Source organism: Herbidospora mongoliensis (genome assembly GCF_001570545.1).
Taxonomy (GTDB): Bacteria; Actinomycetota; Actinomycetes; order Streptosporangiales; family Streptosporangiaceae; genus Herbidospora; species Herbidospora mongoliensis.
Genome location: NZ_BBXD01000020.1, coordinates 262,201 through 288,254 on the forward strand (window position 1 = coordinate 262,201; position 26,054 = coordinate 288,254).

Genomic DNA, 26,054 nt, shown 5'->3' on the forward strand with positions numbered 1-26,054 from the left:
CGTGTAATAGGCGCGTACCCGCGCGGTGACGGGCTGCCGAAGGGCTCTGGAAACCCGCTATTGTCGGCGGAGACGACTCGCGGAGCATGGCTGGAGGGGTCCTTTGCGCGGCGAGAACACCCATACACGGGTCGCCGACCCGTCGAGTGTGATCGCCATTGACGCCCTTCCTGACGGCGTCGTCGTGGTCGACGGCGAAGGTGTCGTGATGGCCGTGAACAAGGCGGCCGAACGCCTGACCGGTCTTCATCGCAAGACCTCACCCGGGCGTCACGTCGGCGATGTGCTGCCCTTGCGTGACACCGAGGGGCGCGACTGGTGGAAGTGGCTCGACCCACGGGGCGGGCTGTGCATCCGTTCGCGCCAGGTCGAACTTCCCCTGCAACTCGACGGGCGTGACCTGCTGGTGACGGCGGCGTTCATGCGGGTGCCCGCACGGGCGGGCCGGGTGATCCGGGTGGTGATCACCCTGCGCGACGCGGCCGCCCGCCGCCGCCTGGAGCGGAGCCGGGCCGACCTCGTGTCGACCGTGGCCCACGAACTGCGGTCGCCGCTGACCAGCGTGAAGGGCTTCACCGCCACGCTGCTGGCCAAATGGGACCGGTTCAACGACGCCCAGAAGCTCGTCATGCTGCAGACGGTCAACTCCGACGCCGACCGGGTGACGCGGCTGATCACCGAACTGCTCGACGTCTCGCGCATCGAGTCGGGCCGGTTGGAGATCCGGCGGCAGGTCGTCGACATCCCCGCCCGGGTCCGGCGCATCGTCGCGGGTCGCGTGGCGGCGGGGGAGCCCGAAGACCGGTTCTCGCTGACGGTCACGGGTGACCTGCCTGAGACGTGGCTTGACCAGGACAAAATGGATCAAATCCTTGGCAACCTGGTCGAAAACGCGGTGCGACACGGCGGTGGGAAGGTGACAATCGTCGTAGAACCCGTGGAATGGGGAGTTGCCGTGTCCGTGCGCGACCAGGGCGAGGGTGTCGCACCCGAGATGGCCTCGCGCGTGTTCCGCCAGTTCTGGCGCGGCAACGACCGCCGCCGAGGCGGCACCGGCCTCGGCCTCTTCATCGTGAAGGGCCTCGTCGAGGCCCACGGCGGCACCGTCAGCGTCGAGCGCGCCCCCGGTGGCGGCGCCGAGTTCCGATTTATCGTGCCCACCGGGCAACCTGACTTCGCTTGATGGCGAGGCCACCCGGTGGGCGCCTCCCACCGATGGCCACCTCTGTGAAGTCGTACACGCGCAAGCTGGGCTTTTATGCGGCCAAACGTGGATATGTGGCCAGACCTCCGGCCAAGCGCGCCGGTGTCCGAGAAGGAGCGCCGGGAGCGTAGCGACCAGAGCGACGCAGGAGGACACCGGATCCAGAGCGCTTGGCCCGCTGCGCCGGAGGCGCAGCCATCAAACACAGCCAATAGAATCAGGGGCCGCCATTCCGGCCCTGGATACGGAGTTCCCTTGTCTGATTACGACCCGGTCGAGGTGACACCGCTGCACGCCGACGAGCTGGCGCGCGCGGAGGCCGATGCCCTCGCCGCCATCTCCTCGGCCGCAGATCTCGACGCACTGAAGCAGGTCAGGCTGGCCCACGCCGGTGACCGCTCCCCGATCGCGCTGGCCAACCGGGAGATCGGCGCGCTGCCGCCGGCCGCCCGTTCCGAGGCCGGCAAGCGGATCGGCTCGGCCCGCAAGGCCGTCGCCGAGGCGCTGGCCGTCCGGCAGACCGAGCTGGAGGCCGAGCGTGACGCCCGGGTGCTGGTCGAGGAGACCGTCGACGTCACCCTCCCGTGGGACCGCGCGCCGCGCGGGGCCCGCCACCCGCTGACCACGCTGCAGGAACGCATCGCCGACTGCTTCGTGGCCATGGGCTACGAGGTCGCCGAAGGCCCTGAGCTCGAGGCCGAGTGGTTCAACTTCGACGCGCTGAACATCGCGCCCGACCACCCGGCCCGCTCCGACCACGACACCTTCTTCGTCGAGTCGGTCAAGTCGGGCAAGGTGCTGCGCACCCAGACCTCGCCGGTCCAGATCCGCGCCCTGCTGGAGCGCCCGCTGCCGGTCTACGTCATCTCGCCCGGCAAGGTGTTCCGCACCGACGAGCTCGACGCCACCCACACCCCGGTCTTCCACCAGGTCGAGGGCCTCGCGATCGACAAGGGCCTGACGATGGCCCACCTGAAGGGCACGCTCGACCGGTTCGCCGGGGTCATGTTCGGTGAGGGCATCACGACCCGGTTCCGGCCCAACTACTTCCCTTTCACCGAGCCGTCCGCCGAGATGGACCTGCGCTGCTTCGTCTGCCGCGGCGCCTCGTCGCTGCCGGGCAACCCGCCGTGCCGGACCTGCAAGTCCGAGGGCTGGATCGAGTGGGGCGGCTGCGGCATGGTCAACCCGCGGGTGCTGATCGCCTGCGGCGTCGACCCCTCGGTCTACTCGGGGTTCGCGTTCGGCATGGGTATCGAGCGCACCCTGATGTTCCGCCACAACGCAGAAGACATGCGCGACATGGTCGAAGGCGACATCCGCTTCACCCTGCCGTTCGGAATGGAGGTCTGATGAAGGTCCCGCTTTCGTGGCTGCGGGAGTACGTCGATCTCCCGCCGGTCACGGCCCATGAGATCGCCGACAAGCTCACCGCCGCCGGCCTCAAGCTCGAGGCCATCGCCTCCCACGGTCACGACCTGAAGAACGTCGTCGTGGGCCAGGTCATCGAGATCGAGGAGCTGATCGGCTTCAAGAAGCCGATCCGCCACTGCCTGGTCGACGTCGGCGAGGCCGAGCCGCGCGAGATCGTCTGCGGCGCGACCAACTTCGCCATCGGCGACGTGGTCCCCGTCGCGCTGCCCGGCGCGGTCCTGCCGGGCGGGTTCGAGATCGCCTCCCGCAAGACCTACGGCCGCCTGTCCGACGGCATGATCTGCTCCGAGGCCGAGCTCGGCATCGCCGAGTCGTCGCCCGGCATCCTGCTGCTCCCCGCCGACACCCCTCTCGGGGCCGACGTCGTGGGGCTGCTGGGCCTGCGCGACGACGTGCTCGAACTGGAGATCACTCCCGACTGCGGCTACGCGCTGTCGATCCGCGGCGTGGCCCGCGAGGCGGCGACCGCGTTCGGCGTGCCGTTCCGCGACCCCGCCGCGCTGGAGCTCCCGGCGGCCGAGGGTGTCACCCACCCGGCCGAGATCGGCGACCCGACGGCGTGTGACCGGTTTGTCCTGCGGGCGGTCTCCGGCTTCGACCCGGCCGCCGAGTCTCCGCTGTGGATGCGGGTGCGGCTCACGCGCGCGGGCATGCGTCCCGTCTCGCTGGCCGTCGACGTCACCAACTACGTGATGCTGGAGCTCGGCCAGCCCCTCCACGCCTTCGACAGGAACACTATCCAGGGCGGCATCGTGGTGCGCCGCGCCCAGCCGGGCGAGCGTCTGGAGACCCTCGACCACGTCACCCGTGAGCTGGCCGAAGACGACATCCTGATCACCGACGACTCGGGCGTGATCGGCCTCGCCGGCACCATGGGCGGCCTGTCGACCGAGATCTCCGCGTCGACCACCGACATCGTCATCGAGGCCGCCCACTTCTCCGCCACCGGCGTCGCCCGCATGTCGCGGCGGCACAACCTGGTGTCGGAGGCGTCCAAGCGCTTCGAGCGCGGCGTCGACCGCGAGCTGCCGCTGGCCGCGTCGTGGCGCGCCGTCCAGTTGCTGACCGAACTGGGCGACGGTGTCGCCGAGCCCGGTGTCACTCACGCGCAGGCCGACGTGGCCCCGGTGTCGATCACCATCCCGTCGGGCCACCCGGCGCGGGTCGCCGGTGTGCCCTACTCGCGCGAGACCGTGGTCACCCGCCTGGAGCAGATCGGCTGCCGCGTCGTCGACGGCGTGGTGGAGGCTTTTTCCGAGGGCGGTCGAGGTGTGGCGGCCACGGGTGTGGTGACCAGCGGCGACCTGGCCGCGAAGCTGGCCGTGACCGGCGACGACCCGATCACGGTCTACCCGCCGAGCTGGCGCCCCGACCTGACCGACCCCAACGACCTGGCCGAAGAGGTCATCCGGCTGGAGGGCTACGACGAGCTGCCCTCCGTGCTGCCGGGCGCCCCCGCTGGCGCGGGTCTGACGGAGACGCAGCGTCTGCGCCGCCGTGTCGGTCGGGTCCTGGCCGTGACGGGCTACGTCGAGGTGCTGTCCTACCCCTTCATCGGCGCCCGCGACCTCGACAACCTGCAGCTGACCGCCGACGACGCCCGGCGCCGGGCGACCCGGCTGGTCAACCCGCTCAGCGAAGACGAACCGTACATGCGGACGACGCTGCTGCCCGGCCTGCTGAAGACCCTGGTCCGCAACGTGGGCCGCGGCTTCACCGACGTGGCGCTGTTCGAGACCGGCCTGGTCTACCGCCCCCGCCCCGACGCCCCCGACACCGCGCCGATCCTGACGGTGGAACGCCGCCCGACCGACGAGGAGCTGGCCCTGTTCACGGCCGCGCTCCCCGAGCAGCCGGTCCGCGTCGCCGCCGTCCTGGCCGGCGAGTTCGAGCGGTCGGGTTGGTGGGGCCAGGGCCGCGCCGCGACCTGGTCCGACGCGATCGAGGCCGCCCGCGCGGTCGCGGGGGAGGCAGGGGTGTCGCTCGACATCCGCGCCGACCAGCACGAACCGTGGCACCCCGGTCGCTGCGCCGCCCTCTACGTGGGCGACGTGCTCGTCGGGCACGCCGGTGAACTGCACCCGCGCGTCGTGGAGGCCTACGGCCTGCCCAAGCGCACGGCGGCGATGGAACTGGAACTGTCCCGGCTCGCCGCCCCGGCCCCGGCCCAGACCCGGTCGATCTCCGCCTACCCGGTGGCGACCCAGGACGTCGCGCTGATCGTCCCGGCCGACACGCCGGTGGCCTCGGTGGAGGCCGCGCTGCGCGACGGCGCCGGCGACCTGCTGGAGTCGGTGCGCCTGTTCGACGTCTATGAGGGGGCGCAGGCGGGCGAGGGGAACAAGTCCCTCGCCTACACGCTGCGCTTCCGCGCCGCCGACCGGACCCTGACGGCCGAGGAGATCGCGGCCGCCCGCGACGCCGCCGTGGAAACGGCCGCGGCGCGGGTCGGGGCTCGCCTGCGCGGGGTGTGAAACCTGCACTGAAAAAGGGGCGCCGGGTACTCCCGGCGCCCCTTTCTCGTCCGGCAGCGGAGTTGGGAAGGGGGGCTATCCATCGCCTGGCTTCTCGCCCTGTCAGGCAAAAGGACTCATTCTCCGGTCCCGCCCGGAAGAACTTCGGGTGCCGGACCTCGCTGCGTTTGTAAGTAGAGGAACAAAACAAATCCCCAGAGGTAGAGGTGTTTTCCACAGGAGGGTGGGAGCGCTCTGTAGGCGACGCGTCACCGGCCTACTATGGCTCGGCCTAGGGGAGGCAGGTGATTGTCGTGTCCGGAGACGGGCTGGTCGGCAGGGACGCCGATGTCGAGGGGATCGAGAAGGCTTTTCTGCGCACCCGTCTGGTCACGCTGACCGGGCCTCCCGGTGCCGGGAAAACCGCGCTGGCCAGGGTCGTCGCGGCGAAACGGGGCGCCCATGTGGTCGACGCCGACGCGGGGCCCTCGGCTCTGGCCGAGATCGGGCTGATGGCTGGCGACGGGTTCCTCGTCGTCGACGGGTGTGACCGGGTGCTGGAGTTGCTGGTGCCCTACATCGGGGTGATGCTGCAGCGCCGGCCGGGGCTCGCGATCCTGGCGACCTGCCGTCAGTCGCTGGCGCTCCCGGGGGAGCGGGTGGTCGCGCTGCGCGAACTGGAACCCGAGCACCGCGTCGAGCTGCTCGCCCGGCTCGGCGTGACGGCGCCACCGGAGATGATGCGCAGGGTCGACGGTCTGCCGCTGACCCTGGTGCTGCTCGCGGCGGCGCTGAAACGCGGCGAGACCGACGGGCCGCTGCTCGATCTGCTCTGGGATCCCGAGCACGACGGCCCGTTCCGGCATGCGGCGATGCGCACCGCGATCGGCTGGAGCCACGAGCAGTGCACCCCCGAGGAGCGTCTCGTCTGGGCCCGCACCTCGGTGTTCGCCGACGGGTTCGATCTGGAGGCCGCGCAGGCCGTCTGCGGTGACGACGACGTGACCCCGGCCGTCGCCGCGCTGGTCGACAAGTCTCTCGTGGTGCGGTCGGAGACCCGTGGGGTGGTGCGGTTCCATCTCCCCGCCACCGTCCGCGAGTTCGGCGCCGAATGGCTCGGCAGAGCGGGCGAGCGAGAGGCCACCGAAGACCGTCACTTTCGCCACTACCGGACCCTGGCCCGGCAGGCCGAAGCCGAGTGGCAGGGCGGGCAACTGCGCTGGTACCGGCGGATGCGCCTGGAACGCGGTAACTTGATCAAGGCCCTCGACTCCCGGCTCACCGATCCTCACGGAGCCGACGACGCCCAGGATCTCGCCGGCACTCTGTGGTTCCTGTGGGCCTGCTGCGGCCTCCAGCGGGAGGGCGCCGACCAGCTCGCCCGCGTCCGGGCGGCGGGCGGCTCCCCGGGCCCGGAACGGGACAAAGCGCTATGGACCGCCGCCTGGCTCCACGCCGCCCTCGGCGACCCCGACGCCGCCGAAGAGGCCCTCTATTCCTGTACGAACCAGGGCCCGGCCCGCCTGACCCAGGTCTCCGCGTGGGTGGCCGCCCAGCGCGGCGCCTACCCCGAAGCGCTGCGGCTGATCCGAGACGCCCGTGAGGGGCACCGCAGAGACGCCGACCTGTTCCCGGGCTTCCTGCCGAGCTACACCGTCATCGTCACGACGCTGCTGCGGATGGGCGACCTGACCGGAGCGGTGACCGTGCTCCGCGAGGGCCGCGACCTCTGCGTGGCGACCGGCGAGATCTGGACCCGCTCCCACCTCGACCACCTGCTCGCCCAGGCCGAACTCCTGCGTGGCGATCCGCCGGCCGCCCTGACGTCGGCCCGCGGCGCCCTGACGGTCGCCCGCCAGTTCGGCGACACGGCCGCGCTGGCCGCCGGGGTGGAACTGGTGGGTGTGCTGACCCGGAACAGCGCCCTGATGGCAGCCGCCGACCAGGCCTGGGCGGGGATGGACGGCCTGCGATCACCCGTACTGGCCGAGATCAGAGACCGCCGGCCCGCGATCACGCCGGAGCCGGGCCTCGGATTCGACGACGCGGTGGCGCTGGCCCTCGACGATTCATGGGGAGGGGAGGCCTGGTGACCGTCAATCTGCCTGCTGAGACCAGCAGCTTCATCGGGCGCAAAGACGAACTCGACCGGCTGGCCGCGCTGCTGGCCGATTCCCGGCTGGTCACCGTGACCGGCCCACCGGGTGTCGGCAAGACCCGCATCGCGTTACGGGCCGCCGCCGACCGCGCCGCCGCCTACCCCGACGGGGCCTGGTTCGCCGAACTGTCCCCCGAACAGGACGCCAACCTCCTCGGCAGCGTCGTGGCCCGGTCGCTGGGCCTGCGGGAGCAGTCGACCCGCCCCTACGAGCGGGTGCTGGCCGAATACCTGGCCGGGAAGCGGCTGCTGCTCGTCCTGGACACCTGCGAACACCTGGTCGCCGTGTGCGCCACCCTCGTCGACGGCCTGCTGGCCGCGGCGCCGGGGCTGCAGGTACTGACGACCAGCAGGGTTCCGCTCGACGTGCCGTCCGAGAAACTCCTGGAAGTGGCGCCCTTCGCCCGGCCAGAACCCGAATCGGACGACCTGCTCGGCTACGACGCGGTCCGCCTCTTCGTCGAGCGGGCCCGCGACCGGGTGCCGGGCTGGCAGGCCGGGGAGACCGCGCTGATGGCGGTCGGACGCCTGTGCCGCCGCCTCGACGGCATCCCCCTCGGCATCGAACTCGCCGCGGGCCACCTCCACGCCCTGTCGGCCGAAGAACTGGCCGACCGCCTGACCGACCCCTTCGACCTGCTGACGGCCGGATACCGGGGCGGCCCCGCGCGGCACCGCAGTTTCCGGACCGCCGTCGGCTGGAGCCACGAGCTCTGCACCCCGCAGGAGCGCCTGCTCTGGGCCCGGCTGTCGGTGTTCGCCGGGTCGTTCCACGAACAGACCGCGCAGGCCGTGTGCGCCGACGACCGGCTGCCGGAAGTGGCCCCCGTGCTGGCCGAACTGGTCCGCAAGTCGATCGTCACCCGCACCGGCGACCGGCACCGCCTGCTCGACGGCATCCGCGAATACGGCCACGACTGGCTACGCGAACTGGGCGAGGAGCGCATGATGCGCACCTCCCACCTGGCCCACTTCCGGGCGATGGCCGAGCGCCTCGACCGGGAGTGGTACGGCCCGAACCAGATCGAATGGGCCGACTGGGCCGACGCGGAACTGGCCGAGATCCGCCTCGCCCTCGACCACGGCATCAGCCACGGCGGCACCGCCTGCCTCGACCTGGTGTCGTCGTGCTGGATCATCTGGGGCGCCCTCGGCCAGATGCGCGAAGGCCGCTACTTCGTCGAACGCGCCCTGGCCGCCGGCCCGCGCGAGGGTTCGTCGTACGCACGGGCGCTGTGGGTGCTCGGCTGGATCACCGTCTTCCAGGGCGACATGGCCCTGGCCGAACGCAGCTCCCAGCAGGCCCTCGCCGAGGCCCGCCGCATCGGCGACGAAGAGGCGATGGGCCACGCGCTGGTCCGGCTCGGTGGGGTGCGCCTGTTCAGTGGAGCGCCGCAGAAGGTCGAAGAGGTCATGTACGAGGCCCGCAAGCACCTCGCCGCCGCCGGTGCGGCGGAGACGATCGACGACCTGGTGATCGACGGCGGGCAGGCGATGGCCTTCATCTTCCTCGGAGATCTCGAACGGGCGTGGGGCGTGCTCCAGGACATGCACGCGAAGTCACGGAAGAAGGGCGAGATCTGGATGCGGGCGTTCGGCGACCTGTTCCGATCACAGCTCATGCTGGCCAGGGGAGACGTCGAAGGCGCCGACACAGCCGGGCGCGAACTGCTCACGGTGAAGTGGCGGCTGGGCGACGTGCTCGGGGTCGCGATGGGCGCCGACCACCTGGCGACGGTGACCATGGCACGGGGAGACGCCCGGTCGGCGGCCTGGATGCACGGCGCGGCGGAGCGCCTGTGGCTGACCTTCGGCCTCACCGCGATGGGCTCGGACGAACTCGCCGCACCCCGCGTGGCCACCGCCGAGCGGGCCCGGCTGGTGCTGGGAGACGGAGGCTATGAGCGCGCTTTCGAGGAGGGGTTCGCGGCGTCGCTCGACGAGGTGCGGGAGCGGCTGTCCTGAAGGCTCAGAACGGAAAGGAATGGCCGGCCAGCACGGCATCCATTCCGGCCGCCCAGAGGACCGATTTCGCGTACGCCTCCTCCAACGACCCCAGCCCCGAATCGCCGCCGTCTTCGAGACGAATGCGACCGTCGGGAAACATGTGAGCCCCGGTGAACCCGTCGAGTTTCGGCGCCATGAGACTCACCTGATAATCACGCCCTTCGAGAAAGGCGAAAAGCGTATACGCCCTGCCCCGGCCGGTCTGAATGGAATACATCCATCCACGGGAGCCCGCCCGATCGACGAAAACCGTGTTTCTGGGCATGTGCGAACCCGCGTACCCGGCGTCGTCCTCCGGGCCGTCCGTCGCGAAAGCGCCGAGCTTGACCCGGGAAACAGGCTGATCAGCGGGCATTTCTCCCGTGAAGATCTCCCCCTCCCGCCCCACCGCGATCTCCCCTGAGCGCCGGGCGTCGTGAATGATCTCCTGGAGTGGCACGAGATTCATCTGGCCTCCGTTTGGGGATTTCTGTCACCCTTGACTTGAGTTTGCCGGTCAAGTCGAGGACGTGGCCGGGTTGCCAGGTTGACTCCCGACGAATGGGCAACCCGCGAAGGGGGTGCGATGACCTTCGGCGAGAAACTGCGCGTCTACCGGAACGGCGCGGGAAAATCGCTGAACGTCCTGGCGAAGGAGTCGAGCTGCTCCAAGTCCTACCTGAGCCGCCTCGAATCAGGGGAACGCCGCCCGAGCCCCGAAGTCGCCGGCCATCTCGACACCGTGCTGGGCGCGGGAGGCGCGCTGAAAGCCGCCGCCAGAGCCGACCGGCAGCCGACCACCAGCCTGATCGTCGTCACCGACCCGGCGGTCGACGAGGCGGCGTACAGCGACGCCCTGCTCCGCCTGCGGGAACTCGGCCGCCGTCATTCGGCTCGGATGGTCCTCAACATGGTCCGCGGCACCGTCGCCAACCTCGACGACGACGGCGTGGCGGCGGTGACCAGGGTGGCGGCCCACCTGACGGAATACGCCAGCTGGATGGCCCAGGAGTCCGGCGACACCGCCGAGGCCCTCCACCTCATCAAGGCCACGGAGGTCCTGGCCCGCCGGGGCGGCGCCCGTGACCTGCGGGCCTACGCGCTGGTACGCCGCGCCGAACTCCTCCTGGCCGACCCCCGCCAGGCCGCGGCACTGGCCGCCGAGGTCCGAGGCCACCGCGGCGTCACCTCTCGGATACGTGGCCTGGCCGCCCTGACCGAGGCGAAGGCGCTGGCGCTGACCGCCCCCGCCCGCGCCGTCGAAGCCGCTCTGGACGCGGGAGCCACCCTGCTGTCCCGGCCGGGCGACGACCCCGGCCCCTTCTCGGTCGGCCCGTCCACGATCGCCGACGAGGCGGCCGCCACCAGCGGCTGGACCATGTTCGACCTGGGCCGCGCCACCGACGCGGTCACCCAGCTCAGCGCCGCGATCGACGGCTCCCCATCCGACGGTCACCGCGCCCGCGGCCTCCTCGGCGCGCGCCTGGCCCGGGCCCACCTCGACCTGGGCGACCTCGAACAGGCCGGAGCGGTGGTCCGGGCCAGCCTGGACATGGCCAGACGCAGCGGTTCGGCCTCCACCCTCGCGGAACTCCGCCTGTTCGGCCAGGACCTCCGCCGCTGGCCGGGCAACCCCCTGGCAGAGGGCCTGCGAGCGGAGGTCGCCACCGGTCTCACGGTCCGCTGAACCCCGATTCGCGCACGATGCGCAGGCCCGCCACCGCCAGCACCGCCGGGAGGGTCCGCAGCGTCGAACGGTCCTTCTCTTTGGCCTCTTCGGTGAGTTCGTCCCACGGTACGAGATCAGGGTGCCGCCGCCCCTGCGGATCGTGCACCGCACCGGGACGCCACCCCGCCTCCACCCGGGCCCGCATCCAGCGCAGATGCTCCAGCCGGGCCAGCCGCTCGATCTCGGCGTCGGTCAGCACCGCGGGAGCCAGGTCGGGCCGCCGGCTCAGCGCGCACCCGATCGCCGCCAGCTTGCGCGGGACGTCGCGGGCGTGGTCGCGGTTGTCGTCCCGGAGCCGGTGGGGCAGCTCGTCCCATCCCACCACGGCCTCGTCGTCCCCGGCGGCCCGGCGGGCGCGCAGGTAGTGCTCGTGGACGGCGCGGGCCATGTCGTCGATGGTGGTCTCGCTCAAAGCCTCCGGCATCCATCCATCTTGGCCGAAACGGTCACACCGAAGCCCGGGCCACCCGTTGCGCTTCCGCGTATTCGTCGGTGCGGGCGTCGTACTTGCGGAACTTCGGCAGGATCGCCGCCATCGCCAGCACTCCGCCCATGCACAGCAACCCGCCCGCGCCCAGCGAGAAGCGGGTCCCGCCCAGCTCCGCCATGGCGCTGGCGCGGGCGTTGCCCAGCATCGGGCCGGTGGAATACGACAGCAGTTCGATCCCGGCCAGCCGCCCTCGGTATTCGTCCGGAATGGTCTGGTTCCAGATCGTCCCCCGGAAGATGCCGCTGATCATGTCCGCCCCACCGGCCAGGGTCAGGAAGACGATCATCAGCCAGATGTTGGGCATCACCGACGCCACCGCGACGGCCGCGCCCCACAGCAGGGCCGCGACGATCACCCCCAGCCCGTGTCTGTGCACGTGGGCCGTCCAGCCCGAGGTGACCGAGGCCAGCACCGAGCCGATTCCGGCCGACGCGTAGAGCAGCCCGAGCGCGAACTGTTCGTGTTCGCCGCCGAACTGTTCCGCCATGAACGGGTAGAGCGCGCTGGACATCGCGAAGAACATGGCCGCGATGTCGACCACGTAGGTGCCCATCAGGTCGGGGCGGCGGATGGCGTACCTGACCCCTTCCACGAGCGAGGCCAGGGACGCCGGCTGCTTGACCTCGGCCCGGCGGGCCATCGGGGCCACCCGGAACAGCATGATCAGCGAGATGAGGAACGTCGCCACGTTGATGCCATAGGAGAGGGCCACGCCGAACGACACGACGATCAGGCCGCCCAGGGCCGGACCGGCGACCCCTCCCACGCTTCTGACCAGGCCCTGGATGGCGAACGCGGCGCCCATCTGGTCGAGTTTGAGCACCTGGTTGATCGTGGCCTGCTCACTCGGACCCCGCACGCTGTACAGACCGGCGGTGAGGGCGCCCACGACGTACAGAACCCAGATCTGGGGGTTCGGGAGGAGGGCGTTGACCATCAGCAGGATCGCGGTCAGGCAGAGGCCGATCTCCGTGAAAATGATGATCTTGCGGCGGTCCATCGAGTCGGCGATGGCGCCGCCCCACAGGCCGCAGACGACCATCGGGACGAACTCGGCCACGCTCACCAGACCCACCGCGACGTAGGAGCCCGTGAGCTCCTTCATCTGGTACGGCACCGCGACCAGGGTGATGAACGACCCGAACATGGTGACCGCGGCCGATCCCAGCAGGAGGCGGAAATCGCGGGAGGAGCGGAGCGGGCTGACGTCCATCTTCAGGCGCCGCAGCAGGGCGAACGAACTTTTGACCACGAACGGCCAGAGTGGTCGATTCCCCGAAAGACACGCAACTGATTTTCAGTCGAAGAAGCCCAACTGGAGCGCGATGCGGTCGCCGTCGAGGACGAGCACGTCATAACCCCGGACCACCGGCTCGCCGCCCTCGGGCCCGATCGTCCAGGTGAACCGTAGCGTGTCGTGGTGGCCGTCGAGGATCTCGCCACGCGTCAGGGGCAGGCCGGGGAACTGCTGGTGGACCTGGCCGATGAAGGCGCTGATCTGGTCGTGGCCGGTCACGTCGGCGAGGGGGTCGGCGAAGCGGGCGGTCTCGGTCCACGAGGCGGCGACGGCCTTGGCGCGGGCCTCCGGGTCCGTCTCGTTCCAGGCGATGACGCTGCGGTCGACGATGGCGGCGTAGTCGGTCATGGGGTGGGTCCTTTCCTGTCGAAGTGACCTCACGTTCCCATCCACGCGAGAGGACCGTCGATTACCTCGCAGGTCATGCGCCAAGGACCCAGCCGGTAAGCCCGCCGTTCGAAAGCCTAGGTCACCCGCCCAGGACCTGCCTGCGCAGCACCGTCTTGAGGATCTTCCCGCCGGGATTGCGCGGCAGCTCCTCGTCGTGGAACCAGAACGTCGTCGGGATCTTGAACTCGGCCAGGCGCGTCCGCAGGAACGCCTGAAGGTCCCCGGCGGTGACCGGACTGGTGATCCGCACCACCGCGCCCACCCGCTCCCCGAGCTCGTCGTCGGGGATCCCGATCACGGCCGCGTCGTCGATGGCCGGGTGCTCGAACAGGGCGGCCTCGACCTCGGCGCAGTAGACGTTCTCGCCGCCCCTGATCACCATGTCCTTGGCCCGGTCGACGATGTACACGAACCCCTCGTCGTCGACCCGCGCGAGGTCACCGGTGTGCAGCCAGCCGTCCACGATCGCCTCGGCCGTCGCCTCGGGCCGGTTCCAGTAGCCCATGATCACGATCGGGCCGCGCAGGCACATCTCGCCGACCTGGCCCCGGGGCAGTTCCACTCCGGCGGGGTCGCAGATCTTCACGTCGACGACCGCCAGCGGGCGGCCGATGCTGTCGGGGTGCGCGGCGTACTCGCGGCCGCTGTTGTAGATCGCCAGCGCGGTCGTCTCGGTCATGCCGTAGCCGTTGGTCGGGGCCCGGTCCGGGAGCAGTTCGGTGATCCGCTCCAGCAGCTTCGGCGGTGCGGGGGCGCCGCCGTAGGAGATCGCGGTCAGCGAGGAGATGTCGTGCTCGCCGAGAGAGGGGTGGGAGATCAGCTGCCACGCGTTGGTGGGCACCCCGCTCATCGTCGTCACGCCTTCGCGCTCGATGAGCTCCAGGGCGCGCCCGGGATCCCACTTGTACATGAGCACGAGGCCGCTGCCGGTGAACAGGGTCGTCATCAGCACCGCGAAACACCCGGTCACGTGGAACAGCGGCACGGTGAGCAGGGTGTTGCGGCGCTGGCCCGCGCTGGCGGCCGGGTCCTTGCCGGCCATGGCGACGCCCCGCATCATCGCGTACGCCACCGTCATCGGCGCCTGCCCGAGATTGCGGTGACTCCCGAGGGCGCCCTTCGACCGGCCGGTCGTGCCGGAGGTGTAGAAGATGGTCGCCGGGTCGTCGGGGGAGATCTCGGCCGGGGGGAGCGTGGTCCGCTTCTCGAAGGAGTCCCAGTCGCGGCCGCCTTCGAAATCCCCTCGCCGGGTGACGATCAGCGGCAGGCCCGTCCCGGCCACCCGCCCGGCGCGTTCGCCGTCGGTGATGACCAGGCGCGAGCCGGAGTCCGCCAGGGCGTATTCCAGCTCCGAGGCCGTCCACCAGGCGTTCAGCGGCACCGCGACGGCCCCGATCGACAGCGCGGCGGCGAACGAGACGATCCACTCCGGATAGTTGCGCATCGCGATGGCCACCCGGTCGCCCTTGACGATCCCCGACTCGCTCAGCGTGTGGGCGAGCGTCGCGGTGGCGTGGAAGAACTCCGAGTAGGTGAGGCGTTCGTCCTCGTACACGACGAAAGTCTTGTCGCCGTGGAACGCCGTGGTCTCCAGCATGGCCCGGAACGTGGCCGGGGCGTGCTTCCAGATCCGGCCGCCGTCGGGAGTCTCCGCCATCTCGAAGAGCTGCCCCGGGGCGGTGAGCGCCGCCTGCGCCTGGTCATGCGAGATCGTCACGAGACGTCACGATACCGACCGGTAGGTACGCGTCCAAGGGACCACCTCACAACGTTCGAACCACTTCGGTGTCATCCCGCACAATGGACCCTGGCTTGCATGATCATGTCAACCGATGCATAATCTTCAGGAAGCAAGAAAATGTGAACCACTGCATGAACATGCAAGACGTGACGGGGGACGGGATGAAGGCGGCCATCGCCGGCGCCAGCGGATACGCCGGGGGCGAATTGCTCCGGCTGCTGCTCGGCCATCCGGAGATCGAGATCGGCGCGGTCACCGCCGCGTCCAGCGCGGGCACCCGGCTGGGCTCCCACCAACCCCATCTTGTCCCGCTGGCCGGAAGGGTCATCGAGCGGACCACCCGCGAGACCCTCGCGGGCCACGACGTCGTCTTCCTGGCGCTGCCGCACGGCGAGTCGGCCGCACTGGCGGCCCAACTCGGTGACGACACCCTGATCGTCGACTGCGGCGCCGACTTCCGGCTCGACGACCCGGCCGCCTGGGTCGAGTTCTACGGCGGCACCCACGCCGGCACCTGGCCCTACGGCCTGCCCGAGCTGCCGGGCCAGCGCGACAAGCTCGCGAAGGCCACCCGCATCGCCGTGCCGGGCTGCTACCCGACGACCGCCACGCTGGCGCTGTTCCCCGCCTTCGCGGCGGGGCTGGCCGAGCCCGACGTCGTCGTGGTCGCCGCGAGCGGCACCTCCGGCGCGGGCAAGTCGCCCAAGACCAACCTGCTGGGCAGCGAGGTCATGGGCGCGGTCAGCGCCTACGGCGTCGGCGGGGTGCACCGGCACACGCCGGAGATCGAGCAGAACCTCTCGGCCGTTTTCAAAGCACCGGTGACGGTGTCGTTCACGCCCACTCTCGCGCCCATGCCGCGCGGCATCCTGGCGACCTGCGTCGTGCCGGCCGCGCCGGGGACCACGCCGGAGTCGCTGCGGGAGGCGTACGAGGAAGCGGTGAAGAACGAGCCGTTCCTGACGCTGCTGCCCGAGGGTGTGTGGCCGTCGACCGCGATGACCCTGGGCGCCAACACGGCCGCCCTGCAGGTCACGCTCGACCAGCGGGCGGGGAAGATCGTCGCGCTCGCGGCGATCGACAACCTCACGAAGGGCACGGCGGGCGGCGCGATCCAGAGCGCCAACCTCGCGCTCGGCCTGCCCGAAGAGCTTGGCCTCCCCTTCGCCGGGGTGAGCCCGTGATGTCCGGTTCTGGAGCTGAGGAGACCCCGTCATGAGCGTGACCGCCCCCCTGGGATTCCGGGCCGTCGGGATCAACGCCGGCATCAAGCCCGGCGAGCACCGCGACCTCGCCCTCGTCGTCAACGAGGGACCCTCGCGCTCGGCGGCGGCCGTCTTCACCCGCAACCGCGTGAAGGCCGCCCCGGTGATCTGGTCGCAGCAGGTCGTCAGCGGCGGCCGGGTCAAGGCCGTCGTGCTCAACTCCGGCGGCGCCAACGCCTGCACCGGACCCGCCGGGTTCCAGGACACCCACGCCACCGCGGAGAAGGTCGCCGAGGTCATCGGCGACTCCGCCGGCGAGATCGTGGTCTGCTCCACCGGGCTCATCGGCGAGCGCCTCCCGATGGACGCGCTGCTCGCCGGGGTCGTCGACGCGGCCGGGCAGCTCTCCCGCGACGGCGGGGTGGCGGCGGCCGACGCGATCCGCACCACCGACACGGTCAGCAAGATCTCCTTCCGCCGGGGCGCCGGCTACATGGTCGGCGGCATGGCCAAGGGCGCCGGCATGCTCGCGCCCGCCCTGGCCACGATGTTGTCGGTGCTGACCACTGACGCCGACCTGACCTCCGAGGAGTGCGACACCGCGCTGCGCGCCGCCACCGAGGTCACCTTCGACCGGCTCGACGCCGACGGCTGCATGTCGACCAACGACACCGTCCTGCTGCTGGCCAGCGGCGCGACCGGGGTCAAGCCCGACCTGGCCGAGTTCACCAAGAAGCTCACCGAGGTCTGCGCCGACCTGGCCCGCCAGCTCCTCGTCGACGCCGAGGGCGCCTCCAAGGCCATCGCGATCGAGGTCGTCGGGGCGGCGTCGGTCGCCGACGCGGTCGAGGTCGGCCGGGCCATCTCCCGCAGCAACCTGTTCAAATGCGCCATGCACGGCGAAGACCCCAACTGGGGCCGCGTCCTGGCCGCGATCGGCACCACCCAGGCCGAGTTCGAGCCCGAGCGGCTGAACGTCGCGATCAACGGCATCTGGATCTGCCGGGGCGGGGCGGCCGGCGACGACCGCGGCAAGGTCGACCTGCGCCCGCGCGACATCCACGTCATCGCCGACCTGTCGGCGGGGCCCCACTCGGCGACCATCCACACGACCGACCTGACGGCCGACTACGTGCACGAGAACTCGGCGTACAGCTCATGACCCCGCTCCAGAAGTCCGAGGCGCTGATCGAGGCGCTGCCGTGGCTGGCCCGGTTCCAGGGCGCGGTCGTCGTGATCAAATACGGCGGCAACGCCATGACCGAGGAACACCTGCGCGAGAAGTTCGCCGACGACATCGTCTTCCTGCGCTACGCCGGGCTGCGCCCGGTGATCGTGCACGGCGGCGGGCCGCAGATCAACGCGGCCCTCGACCTGCACGGCATCGCGTCCCACTTCACCGCCGGGCTCCGGGTGACCACCCCCGAGGCCATGCAGGTCGTCCGCATGGTGCTGGTCGGCAAGGTCAACCGCGACGTCGTCGGGCTGATCAACCGGCACGGCCCGTTCGCGGTCGGCCTGTCGGGAGAGGACGCCCACCTGTTCACCGCCGTCCGCAAGCACGCGATCGTCGACGGCATCCCGGTCGACATCGGTCAGGTCGGTGAGATCGTCCAGGTCAACCCGGGTGCGGTGCACGCTCTGCTGGCCGACGGGCGGGTTCCGGTCGTCTCGTCGATCGCCCGCGGCGACGACGGACAGATCTACAACGTCAATGCCGACACCGCGGCCGCCGCGCTGGCCACCGCTCTCGGCGCGGCCAAGCTCGTGGTCCTCACCGACGTCGAGGGCCTGTACGCCGACTGGCCCGCCAGCGACAAGGTCATCCGGCAGATCTCCGCTTCGGAGCTGGCGGCCATGCTGCCCGGTCTGTCCAGCGGCATGGTCCCCAAGATGGAGGCCTGCCTGCACGCCGTCCAAGGGGGAGTGCCCCAGGCCCATGTGGTCGACGGGCGGCAGCCCCACGTACTGCTGACGGAGATCTTCACCGACGAGGGCATCGGCACGATGGTCCGGCCCGACGAAGGAGTCACCCCATGACCAGCCTGTTCGACCGGTTCGAGGCGGCGTTCATGCCGAACTACGGAGTGCCCCCGGTCGCGCTGGAGCGCGGCGAGGGCTCCGTGGTCTGGGGCGTCGACGGCACCGAATACCTCGACATGTTCGGCGGCATCGCGGTCAGCTCGCTCGGCCACGCCCACCCGGCGCTCGTCGAGGCGGTCTCGAAGCAGGTCGCGACGCTGGCCCACACCTCGAACCTGATCGTGCACCCGCGCGAGGTCGAACTGGCCGAGAAGCTGCTGGGCCTGCTGAAGGCGCCGGGCCGTGTCTTCTTCGCCAACTCGGGCACCGAGGCCAACGAGGCCGCGCTGAAGCTGGCGATCAAATACGGCAAGCAGACCGGCCGGACCTCCTTCGTGGCCGCCGAGATGGGCTTCCACGGCCGGACTCTGGGCGCGCTGTCGCTGACCGGCAAGCCGTCGATCCGCGATCAGTTCGGGCCGTTCCCGCTCGATGTCCGATTTGTTCCGTACGGCGATGCGGACGCCCTGGCCGAAGCCGTCGACGGCGACTGCGCAGCCGTGTTCCTGGAGCCCACACAAGGCGAGGCCGGAGTCGTCCCGCCCCCCGACGGCTACATGGCCAGGGCCCGCGAGATCACCTCTTCCCACGGCGCTCTCCTGGTCGCCGACGAGATCCAGTCGGCGATCGGCCGCACCGGCCACTGGTTCGCCCACCAGGCCGACGGCTACCTGCCCGACATCCTCACCCTGGCCAAGGGCCTGGGCGGCGGCCTCCCGATCGGCGCCTGCATCGGCTTCGGCCCAGCCGGGACGATCTTCGAGAAGGGCGACCACGGCTCGACCTTCGGCGGCAACGCCGTGTCGTGCGCGGCGGCCCTGGCCGTACTGGACAACGTCGACCTGGACCACGTGCGGACGGTCGCGGCCGAGCTGCGCGAAGGCCTCGAAGCGATCTCCCACCCCCTGCTGAAGGGGGTCCGGGGAAGGGGACTGTGGCTCGCCACCGTTCTCACCGAAGACAGGAGCGCCCAGGTCCAGGCCGCCGCCCAGCGCGCCGGCTTCCTGGTCAACGCCCTGCAACCCGACGCGATCCGGCTCGCACCGCCGCTCGTGATCACCTCAGCGCAGGTCCAGAGTTTCCTGACCGCGTTCCCGTCGATCCTGGATGAGGCCGCAGATGGCTAGACACTTCCTGCGGGACGACGATCTGTCGCCCGCCGAGCAGGCCGAGGTCCTCGACCTGGCCGAGGCCATGAAGAAGGACCGGTACGGCCACCGCCCCTTCGAGGGCCCCCAGACGGTCGCCGTCCTGTTCGACAAGCCGTCCACCCGCACGCGCATCTCCTTCGCGGTCGGCATCGCCGAACTCGGCGGCAACCCGCTGATCATGGACCTGGGCACCTCCCAGATGGGCCGGGGCGAACCGATCGAGGACACCGCGCGCGTGCTCGACCGCCAGTGCGCGGCGATCGTGTGGCGGACCGCCGGCCAGGAACGCGTCGAGGCGATGGCCTCGGCCAGCCGGGTGCCGGTGGTGAACGCGCTGACGGACGAGTTCCACCCGTGCCAGGTCCTGGCCGACCTGCTCACCGTGCGTGAACGCCGGGGCGGCCTGTCGGGGATCACGCTCGCCTACTTCGGCGACGGCGCCAACAACATGGCCCACTCCTACCTGCTGGGCGGCGCCACGGCCGGGATGCACGTGCGGATCGCGACACCTGTGGAGTACGCGCCGCTGGCCTCGGTGGTCGAGGAGGCAAGGCGGATCGCCTCGGAGACCGGGGGATCGGTGGAGATCCTCAACGACCCGCTTACCGCCGCCTCGGGGGCCGACGTCCTGGCCACCGACACGTGGATCAGCATGGGCCAGGACGGCAAGGACGCCCGCGTCGCCGCCCTGACGCCCTACCAGCTCAACGCCAACCTGGTCGCCCTGGCGGCCTCCGACGCGATCGTGCTGCACTGCCTGCCCGCCTACCGCGGCCTGGAGATCTCCGCCGACGTGATCGACGGCCCGCGCAGCGCCGTCTGGGACGAGGCCGAGAACCGTCTCCATGCCCAGAAGGCCCTGCTCCACTGGCTGGCGACCCGATGACCATCCCGCTCACCAAGGCCGCCAGGCACGCCAAGATCGTCGAGCTGCTGACCCGCAACAAGGTCAGGTCGCAGCCCGAACTGGCCCGCCTGCTGGCCGAGAGCGGCGTCGAGGTCACCCAGGCGACCCTGTCGCGCGACCTCGACGAACTGGGCGCCCTGAAACTCCGCACCGACGACGGCACTCTCGTCTACGCGGTCCCGGGCGAGGGCGGCGAGCGGATCCCGATCTACCGGACCACCCTGTTCACCGAACAGCCGGAGGCCCGGCTGCGCAGGCACGCCGAGGAACTCCTCGTGTCGGCCGAGGCGTCGGCGAACATGCTGATCCTCCGCACCCCGCCGGGTGCGGCGCAGTTCCTGGCCTCCGCGATCGATCACGCGGGCTGGCACTCGGTGCTGGGCACGGTCGCCGGCGACGACACGATCCTGGTGATCAGCCGGGATCCGCTGGGCGGCGACGCGCTGGCGGCGGCGTTCCTGCGCCTTACGGCGCGCAACAAAGACCAGTGACCTCTGCCATCGGCTAAGGTCGCCGATTGGATATGAACGGATTCGAAGGGTGGGCGTTTGCGGTGAGCTCGGAACGGAAGCCGATGCGGTTGTGGGGTGGCCGTTTCGAAGGGGGGCCGGCCGACGCGCTGACCCGCCTGTCGGTGAGCGTTCACTTCGACTGGCGGCTGGTGCCGTATGACCTGATGGCGTCCCGCGCCCATGCCCGTGTGCTGAACCGGGCCGGTCTGCTCACCAACGACGAACTGGGCCGCATGCTGGCCGCGATCGACGATCTGGAGGCCGCCTGCAAGACCGGCGACTTCCGCCCGACGATCGCCGACGAAGACGTCCACACCGCTCTCGAACGTGGTCTGCTCGAGCGCCTCGGCAGCCTCGGCGGCAAGCTCCGCGCCGGGCGCTCCCGCAACGACCAGATCGCCACCGACCTGCGCCTCTACCTGCGCGACCACGTGCGGACCATCGTGTCCCGCGTCGTCGAACTGGAGACGGCCCTGATGAGCCAGGCCGAGGAGCACGCCGACACGGCCGCCCCCGGCATGACCCATCTCCAGCACGCCCAGCCGGTGTCGTTCGGGCACCAGCTGCTGGCCCACGTGCACCCGCTGACCCGCGACATCGACCGCCTGCGCGACTGGGACAAGCGCGCGGCCGTCTCCCCGCTGGGCTCGGGCGCGCTGGCCGGCTCCTCGCTGCCGCTCGACCCGATCGCCGTCGCGGCGGAGCTGGGCTTCGACTCGGCGGCGCCCAACTCGATGGACGCCGTCTCCGACCGCGACTTCGCGGCCGAGTTCCTCTTCGACGCGGCGATGATCGGCATCCACCTGTCGCGGCTGGGCGAGGAGATCGTCCTGTGGGCCTCGCAGGAGTTCCGCTGGATCGAGATGGACGACGCCTACTCGACCGGCTCGTCGATCATGCCCCAGAAGAAGAACCCCGACGTGGCCGAGCTGGCGCGAGGTAAGTCAGGGCGGCTCATCGGCGCGCTCATGACGATGCTGACCACGCTGAAGGGCCTTCCGCTCACCTACAACCGGGACCTCCAGGAAGACAAGGAGCCCGTGTTCGACGCGGTCGACACGCTCAACCTAGTGCTGCCGGCGGTCGCGGGTCTCGTCTCCACGATGCGGGTCAACAAGTCGCGGCTGGAGTCGAGCGCGCCCGACGGGTTCGCCCTCGCCACCGACCTGGCCGAACTGCTGGTCCGCAAGGGGGTCGCCTTCCGCGACGCCCACGAGGCCGTCGGGCATCTCGTCGTGTGGTGCCAGGTCAACGACAAGGACCTCGGCGACCTGACCGACGAGGAACTCCTCAAGGTCTCACCGCACTTCACGCCCGACGTCCGTGACGTGCTGAGCGTGCCCGGCGCGCTGGCCGCCCGCAAGGCGCACGGCGGCACCGCGCCCGACCGGGTCCGCGACCAGCTCGCCACGCTGCGGGAACTCGTCGACGCCCAGGCCGCATGGGCGACTGGGGCCTGAAACTCGACCGGTCCTTCTTCGACCGGCCGGCCCATGAGGTGGCGCCCTCCCTGCTGGGGAGGGTGGTCGTCCATGGGCCGGTCGCGCTGCGCATCACGGAGATGGAGGCCTACGGGCTCCCCGGCCAGGACCCGGCCTCCCACACCTACCGGGGGATGACACCGCGCAACGCGGTCATGTTCGGGCCGCCGGGGCATCTCTACGTCTACTTCACGTACGGGATGCATTACTGCGCCAACTTCACCTGCCTGCCGCCGGGAACGGGCTCGGGGGTGCTGCTGCGGGCGGGGGAGATCGTCGAGGGGCTCGACGTGGCGTCGGAGCGGCGCGGGCCGGCCGTCAAGCCGCGCGACCTGGCACGGGGACCCGCCCGGCTGGCAGTAGCCATGGGGTTCGGGCGGGAGCACAACGGCGAAGACGTCATCGCCGGAGACATCGGCGTGTACGAGGGTTCGCGGGTTCCACCTGACAAGGTGATGGAAGGACCGCGCACCGGTGTCTCCACCGGCGCCGATGTGCCCTGGCGCTTCTGGGCCGACGGCGATCCGACGGTGTCGCCCTACCGGGCTCACGTCCCCCGGCGCTGATTATCGTGGCGACGCGGTCCCGTACCGGCCGATAGGGTTTTGGCTACCAGCCCTATTCACGCGAAAGCCAGGAACCGTGACCGACATCCTCGATGAGCTCGAATGGCGCGATGTGACCGCGCAGACCACCGACGTCGAAGCGCTGCGCAAGGCGCTGGCAGACGGCCCGGTCACGGTCTATTCGGGGTTCGACCCGACGGCTCCGTCGCTCCACGTCGGCAACCTGGCCACCCTGCTCATCCTGACCCGCTTCCAGCGGGCCGGCCACAAGCCGATCGGCCTGGTCGGCGGCGCCACCGGTCTCATCGGCGACCCCTCGGGGCGTAGCACCGAACGGTCTCTGAACAGCGAAGACGTCGTCGCCGACTGGGTCAGCCGGATCCGCGTCCAGCTGGAGCGATTCCTGTCCTTCGAGGGCGACAACGCCGCCACGATGGTGTCCAACCTCGACTGGACGTCCGAGATGTCGGCCATCGACTTCCTGCGCGACATCGGCAAGCACTTCCCGGTGAACCGCATGCTCGGCCGCGAGTCCGTCTCGGCGCGCCTGGCCGGTGAGGGTCTCAGCTACACCGAGTTCAGCTACCAGATCCTGCAGGCCAACGACTACCTGGAGCTCTACCGCCGCAACGGCTGCACGCTCCAGGTCGGCGGCAGCGACCAGTGGGGCAACATCACCGCCGGAACCGACCTGATCAGGCGCGTCGAGGGTGCCCACACCCACGCCTACACCGGCAAGCTGATCACCAAGTCCGACGGCACCAAGTTCGGCAAGACCGCCGGTGGCTCCATCTGGCTCGACCCGGCGCTGACCTCGCCCTACGCGTTCTACCAATACTGGCTGAACGCCGACGACCGCGACGTGATCCGCTTCCTCAAGGTCTTCACCTTCCTCAGCCGTGAGCGCATCGAGGAGCTGGAGGTCTCGGTGGCCGAGCGCCCGTTCGCCCGCGAGGCCCAGCGCGCGCTGGCCGAGGAGCTGACCACGCTGGTCCACGGCGCCGACGAGGTCACCCGCGCCGTCGAGGCGTCCAAGGCGCTGTTCGGTCAGGGCTCCATCCAGGATCTCGACGCCGCGACGCTCGCCGCCGCCCTGGCCGAGGTCCCCAAGGCCAAGGCCTCTCTCGGTACGTCCTACGTCGACCTCCTGGCCGAAAGCGGCCTGGCCAAGTCGAAGTCGGAGGCGCGCCGCGCCATCAAGGAGGGCGGCGCCTACCTCAACAACGTCAAGGTCACCGACGAGGACTTCGTCCCGGGCTCTGACGACCTGCTGCACGGGCGCTTCCTGGTGCTCCGGCGCGGCAAGAAGACGCTGGGGGGCGTCGAGATCGCCTAGTCCTGTGTGAATTCGTACACAGAACTTCTCCATGCTCCGGCCTATTGTTGCTGCACCCCTCCCCACCAGCGACGATAGGTGAGCGCATGTTCGACCGAAATGTGGCGACGCTCGGCCCGGCGATGGCCGAGCTCGTCGAATGCAACCGCCTTCTCGCCGGCGGCGACCCCTCCCCGGCCCTGCGGCTGCGCCGCGGCATCGCCTACGGCACCGCCCACGATCACCGCACCGCGCTCGCGGAGCTGACCGTGGCGGTGACCGGAGACCTTCCGGAAGAGGACCTGGCCGCCGCCCACTGCCGCCGCGCGGTCCTGTACTGCCGCCTCGGTGAGCACGCCGCCGCGGAGATCGCCGCCACGCAGTCGCTGGTCTTCCGCCTGACCGCGGCCGCCTACACCGCCCGCGCGATGCCCCGCTGCCTCGGCGGCGACCTCCAGGGCGCCTGGGCCGACACCGAACGCGCACTGCTGCTCGACTCGGCGTTCACGAGCGCCCACGCGGTCCGCGGCCGGATCTTCCTCGCCCTGGGCCGCCCGGCGGAAGCGCTGGCCGACTTCGACGTGTCGACCTTCGCCGAGTCCTACGACGGCGACGCCCGCGTGGACCGGGCGGAATGCCTGCTCGTCCTCGGCCAGGCGGCCCTGGCGGTGGCGGCCTGCGACGAGGTCATCCTCACCGGACCGGCCGGCTTCTTCGGCCTCGGCGGCCCTTCCGCCACAGCGGAGCCGCATCGCGTCCATCTGCTCCGCGCCCGCGCCAACCTGGCGCTCGGGGACCCGCTCGCGGCGCTCGCCGACTGCTTCCTCGCCGCCGCCCTGTCACCTGATTCTCCCGAGGTGTACGAGGTCAGGGCGGAGGTCTACCAGGTGACCGACGCGTCGGACTCGTCGGAAGACGCCACCGCTGACCTGGCGAAAGCCGCGGAACTCCGGGTCGCGTGAAGCGAGACGCAGACGGCCGAAGGCTGGCTGTGGCTCGCGCTGAATCTGCCTGAAGGAAATGTGACACGGGTAACAGTCGCGTGTCCCTGCGGTCATGCGGGCCTTAAATGGTGGCTCTGACCTGCAGAAACGCCGCGTGAACGCTGATTTGACGCGAGGTTCCAGGTTGCCTAATGTTCTCTTCGCCCCGGGAAACGGCAGCAGCCGGAACCCAGGGACATCCCACCGAGTCAAGATCGCCGGAAACGGCGACTAGACACCGGAGAGATGCTAAGCTAAGCTTGAAGGGTTGGGCCAGAAACGGCCCGGTCCGCTCCGGTCAAATCTGATCGGGAAGTGCGGTAGAGTTAAAACACCGCCCAGCAAGTTCTTGTGGGCAGACGTGTGCGTTTCTTGAGAACTCAACAGTGTGCTAAAAGCCAGTGCATGATGCACAAACCCCGTCATTTATGACGGATTCCTTTGGTTGACATTATGTCAGCCGGGAAAATTCTCTGAAGACATCTTTTGGAGAGTTTGATCCTGGCTCAGGACGAACGCTGGCGGCGTGCTTAACACATGCAAGTCGAGCGGAAAGGCCCTTCGGGGTACTCGAGCGGCGAACGGGTGAGTAACACGTGAGTAACCTGCCCCTGACTCTGGGATAAGCCTGGGAAACTGGGTCTAATACCGGATATGACGTCTTCTCGCATGAGATGGATGTGGAAAGTTTTTCGGTCAGGGATGGACTCGCGGCCTATCAGCTTGTTGGTGGGGTAGTGGCCTACCAAGGCGACGACGGGTAGCCGGCCTGAGAGGGCGACCGGCCACACTGGGACTGAGACACGGCCCAGACTCCTACGGGAGGCAGCAGTGGGGAATATTGCGCAATGGGCGAAAGCCTGACGCAGCGACGCCGCGTGGGGGATGACGGCCTTCGGGTTGTAAACCTCTTTCAGCAGGGACGAAGTTGACGTGTACCTGCAGAAGAAGCGCCGGCTAACTACGTGCC

Annotated in this window: 21 protein-coding genes and 1 rRNA gene; 17 read left to right on the forward strand and 5 right to left on the reverse strand. The window is 70.2% G+C overall.

Annotation, left to right across the window (positions count from 1 at the left end; genetic code table 11):
- The first annotated feature begins 103 nt into the window (after window positions 1–103).
- The 5 genes from AW272_RS30475 (at window position 104) to AW272_RS30495 (ending at window position 9,214) form a co-directional block, all read left to right on the forward strand.
- The gene (locus AW272_RS30475; RefSeq protein WP_066372502.1) at window positions 104–1,183 is read left to right on the forward strand and encodes a sensor histidine kinase; all 1,080 of its coding nucleotides are present in this window, start codon (window positions 104–106) and stop codon (window positions 1,181–1,183) included.
- A 237-nt stretch (window positions 1,184–1,420) separates the two neighbouring features.
- Window positions 1,421–2,557, forward strand: a complete 1,137-nt coding sequence (gene pheS, locus AW272_RS30480) for a phenylalanine--tRNA ligase subunit alpha (protein WP_439649168.1) — start codon at window positions 1,421–1,423, stop codon at window positions 2,555–2,557.
- Window positions 2,557–5,112: a phenylalanine--tRNA ligase subunit beta gene (locus AW272_RS30485; protein ID WP_066372508.1), complete on the forward strand. Its 2,556-nt coding sequence runs from the start codon at window positions 2,557–2,559 to the stop codon at window positions 5,110–5,112. The genes pheS and AW272_RS30485 overlap by 1 nt, the downstream gene beginning before the upstream one ends.
- Before the next feature lie 293 nt (window positions 5,113–5,405).
- Window positions 5,406–7,184, forward strand: a complete 1,779-nt coding sequence (locus AW272_RS30490) for an ATP-binding protein (protein ID WP_066372509.1) — start codon at window positions 5,406–5,408, stop codon at window positions 7,182–7,184.
- Window positions 7,181–9,214 carry an ATP-binding protein gene (locus AW272_RS30495; protein WP_066372512.1) on the forward strand — a complete coding sequence of 678 codons (2,034 nt, stop codon included), beginning with the start codon at window positions 7,181–7,183 and terminating at the stop codon, window positions 9,212–9,214. Before AW272_RS30490 ends, AW272_RS30495 begins: the two co-directional genes overlap by 4 nt.
- Before the next feature lie 4 nt (window positions 9,215–9,218).
- On the opposite strand, the gene AW272_RS30500 is transcribed toward AW272_RS30495, so the two are convergent.
- The gene (locus AW272_RS30500; RefSeq protein WP_157518890.1) at window positions 9,219–9,704 is read right to left on the reverse strand and encodes a hypothetical protein; all 486 of its coding nucleotides are present in this window, start codon (window positions 9,702–9,704) and stop codon (window positions 9,219–9,221) included.
- A 117-nt stretch (window positions 9,705–9,821) separates the two neighbouring features.
- Between AW272_RS30500 and AW272_RS30505 the strand changes: the two genes are divergently transcribed.
- Entirely contained in the window at window positions 9,822–10,922 is a 1,101-nt protein-coding gene (locus AW272_RS30505; protein ID WP_066372522.1) for a helix-turn-helix domain-containing protein, read from the forward strand.
- Here AW272_RS30505 and AW272_RS30510 read toward each other — a convergent pair.
- The 4 genes from AW272_RS30510 to AW272_RS30525 form a co-directional block, all read right to left on the reverse strand.
- A complete protein-coding gene (locus tag AW272_RS30510; protein WP_066372524.1) occupies window positions 10,909–11,388 on the reverse strand; it encodes a RyR domain-containing protein in 480 nt (159 codons plus the stop codon). The two genes, AW272_RS30505 and AW272_RS30510, sit on opposite strands and share 14 nt — an antisense overlap.
- A gap of 22 nt (window positions 11,389–11,410) precedes the next feature.
- Window positions 11,411–12,706, reverse strand: coding sequence for an MFS transporter (locus AW272_RS30515; protein WP_245657801.1), 1,296 nt, complete (start codon window positions 12,704–12,706; stop codon window positions 11,411–11,413).
- 45 nt (window positions 12,707–12,751) lie between these two features.
- A complete protein-coding gene (locus tag AW272_RS30520) occupies window positions 12,752–13,099 on the reverse strand; it encodes a nuclear transport factor 2 family protein (RefSeq protein ID WP_066372526.1) in 348 nt (115 codons plus the stop codon).
- 121 nt (window positions 13,100–13,220) lie between these two features.
- Window positions 13,221–14,858 carry a class I adenylate-forming enzyme family protein gene (locus AW272_RS30525; RefSeq protein WP_066372528.1) on the reverse strand — a complete coding sequence of 546 codons (1,638 nt, stop codon included), beginning with the start codon at window positions 14,856–14,858 and terminating at the stop codon, window positions 13,221–13,223.
- Window positions 14,859–15,019: 161 nt separating this feature from the next.
- Here AW272_RS30525 and argC point away from each other — a divergent pair, with 161 nt between their 5' ends.
- From argC to AW272_RS30580, 11 genes are all read left to right on the forward strand, one after another.
- Window positions 15,020–16,066, forward strand: a complete 1,047-nt coding sequence (gene argC / locus AW272_RS30530; RefSeq protein WP_439649169.1) for an N-acetyl-gamma-glutamyl-phosphate reductase — start codon at window positions 15,020–15,022, stop codon at window positions 16,064–16,066.
- Between the two features lie 31 nt (window positions 16,067–16,097).
- Window positions 16,098–17,249 carry a bifunctional glutamate N-acetyltransferase/amino-acid acetyltransferase ArgJ gene (gene argJ / locus AW272_RS30535; RefSeq protein ID WP_066372531.1) on the forward strand — a complete coding sequence of 384 codons (1,152 nt, stop codon included), beginning with the start codon at window positions 16,098–16,100 and terminating at the stop codon, window positions 17,247–17,249.
- Window positions 17,246–18,127: an acetylglutamate kinase gene (gene argB / locus AW272_RS30540; RefSeq protein WP_066372533.1), complete on the forward strand. Its 882-nt coding sequence runs from the start codon at window positions 17,246–17,248 to the stop codon at window positions 18,125–18,127. The genes argJ and argB overlap by 4 nt, the downstream gene beginning before the upstream one ends.
- Window positions 18,124–19,296, forward strand: coding sequence for an acetylornithine transaminase (locus tag AW272_RS30545; protein ID WP_066372535.1), 1,173 nt, complete (start codon window positions 18,124–18,126; stop codon window positions 19,294–19,296). Before argB ends, AW272_RS30545 begins: the two co-directional genes overlap by 4 nt.
- Window positions 19,289–20,206, forward strand: a complete 918-nt coding sequence (argF, locus tag AW272_RS30550) for an ornithine carbamoyltransferase (RefSeq protein ID WP_066372536.1) — start codon at window positions 19,289–19,291, stop codon at window positions 20,204–20,206. The genes AW272_RS30545 and argF overlap by 8 nt, the downstream gene beginning before the upstream one ends.
- Window positions 20,203–20,718, forward strand: coding sequence for an arginine repressor (locus AW272_RS30555; protein ID WP_066372538.1), 516 nt, complete (start codon window positions 20,203–20,205; stop codon window positions 20,716–20,718). The genes argF and AW272_RS30555 overlap by 4 nt, the downstream gene beginning before the upstream one ends.
- 32 nt (window positions 20,719–20,750) lie before the next feature.
- Window positions 20,751–22,199 carry an argininosuccinate lyase gene (gene argH / locus AW272_RS30560; RefSeq protein ID WP_066372544.1) on the forward strand — a complete coding sequence of 483 codons (1,449 nt, stop codon included), beginning with the start codon at window positions 20,751–20,753 and terminating at the stop codon, window positions 22,197–22,199.
- On the forward strand, window positions 22,181–22,786 hold the full coding sequence (locus AW272_RS30565) for a DNA-3-methyladenine glycosylase (protein WP_066372547.1): 606 nt from the start codon (window positions 22,181–22,183) through the stop codon (window positions 22,784–22,786). The genes argH and AW272_RS30565 overlap by 19 nt, the downstream gene beginning before the upstream one ends.
- Window positions 22,787–22,862: 76 nt before the next feature.
- A complete protein-coding gene (tyrS, locus tag AW272_RS30570; RefSeq protein ID WP_066372550.1) occupies window positions 22,863–24,122 on the forward strand; it encodes a tyrosine--tRNA ligase in 1,260 nt (419 codons plus the stop codon).
- A gap of 86 nt (window positions 24,123–24,208) precedes the next feature.
- Window positions 24,209–25,063 carry a tetratricopeptide repeat protein gene (locus tag AW272_RS30575; RefSeq protein WP_066372552.1) on the forward strand — a complete coding sequence of 285 codons (855 nt, stop codon included), beginning with the start codon at window positions 24,209–24,211 and terminating at the stop codon, window positions 25,061–25,063.
- 504 nt (window positions 25,064–25,567) lie between these two features.
- Window positions 25,568–26,054: ribosomal RNA gene (locus AW272_RS30580) — 16S ribosomal RNA — on the forward strand; the annotation flags it as partial.

Coding starts and splice junctions, on each gene's coding strand:
- AW272_RS30555 (WP_066372538.1), top strand. CDS start 20,203: ATGACCATCCCGCTCACCAAGGCCGCCAGGCACGCCAAGATCGTCGAG.
- AW272_RS30575 (WP_066372552.1), top strand. CDS start 24,209: ATGTTCGACCGAAATGTGGCGACGCTCGGCCCGGCGATGGCCGAGCTC.
- AW272_RS30500 (WP_157518890.1), bottom strand. CDS start 9,704: ATGAATCTCGTGCCACTCCAGGAGATCATTCACGACGCCCGGCGCTCA.
- AW272_RS30520 (WP_066372526.1), bottom strand. CDS start 13,099: ATGACCGACTACGCCGCCATCGTCGACCGCAGCGTCATCGCCTGGAAC.
- AW272_RS30545 (WP_066372535.1), top strand. CDS start 18,124: ATGACCAGCCTGTTCGACCGGTTCGAGGCGGCGTTCATGCCGAACTAC.
- AW272_RS30510 (WP_066372524.1), bottom strand. CDS start 11,388: ATGCCGGAGGCTTTGAGCGAGACCACCATCGACGACATGGCCCGCGCC.
- argB (WP_066372533.1), top strand. CDS start 17,246: ATGACCCCGCTCCAGAAGTCCGAGGCGCTGATCGAGGCGCTGCCGTGG.
- argJ (WP_066372531.1), top strand. CDS start 16,098: ATGAGCGTGACCGCCCCCCTGGGATTCCGGGCCGTCGGGATCAACGCC.
- AW272_RS30485 (WP_066372508.1), top strand. CDS start 2,557: ATGAAGGTCCCGCTTTCGTGGCTGCGGGAGTACGTCGATCTCCCGCCG.
- AW272_RS30565 (WP_066372547.1), top strand. CDS start 22,181: ATGGGCGACTGGGGCCTGAAACTCGACCGGTCCTTCTTCGACCGGCCG.
- AW272_RS30505 (WP_066372522.1), top strand. CDS start 9,822: ATGACCTTCGGCGAGAAACTGCGCGTCTACCGGAACGGCGCGGGAAAA.
- argC (WP_439649169.1), top strand. CDS start 15,020: ATGCAAGACGTGACGGGGGACGGGATGAAGGCGGCCATCGCCGGCGCC.
- argH (WP_066372544.1), top strand. CDS start 20,751: ATGAACGGATTCGAAGGGTGGGCGTTTGCGGTGAGCTCGGAACGGAAG.
- argF (WP_066372536.1), top strand. CDS start 19,289: ATGGCTAGACACTTCCTGCGGGACGACGATCTGTCGCCCGCCGAGCAG.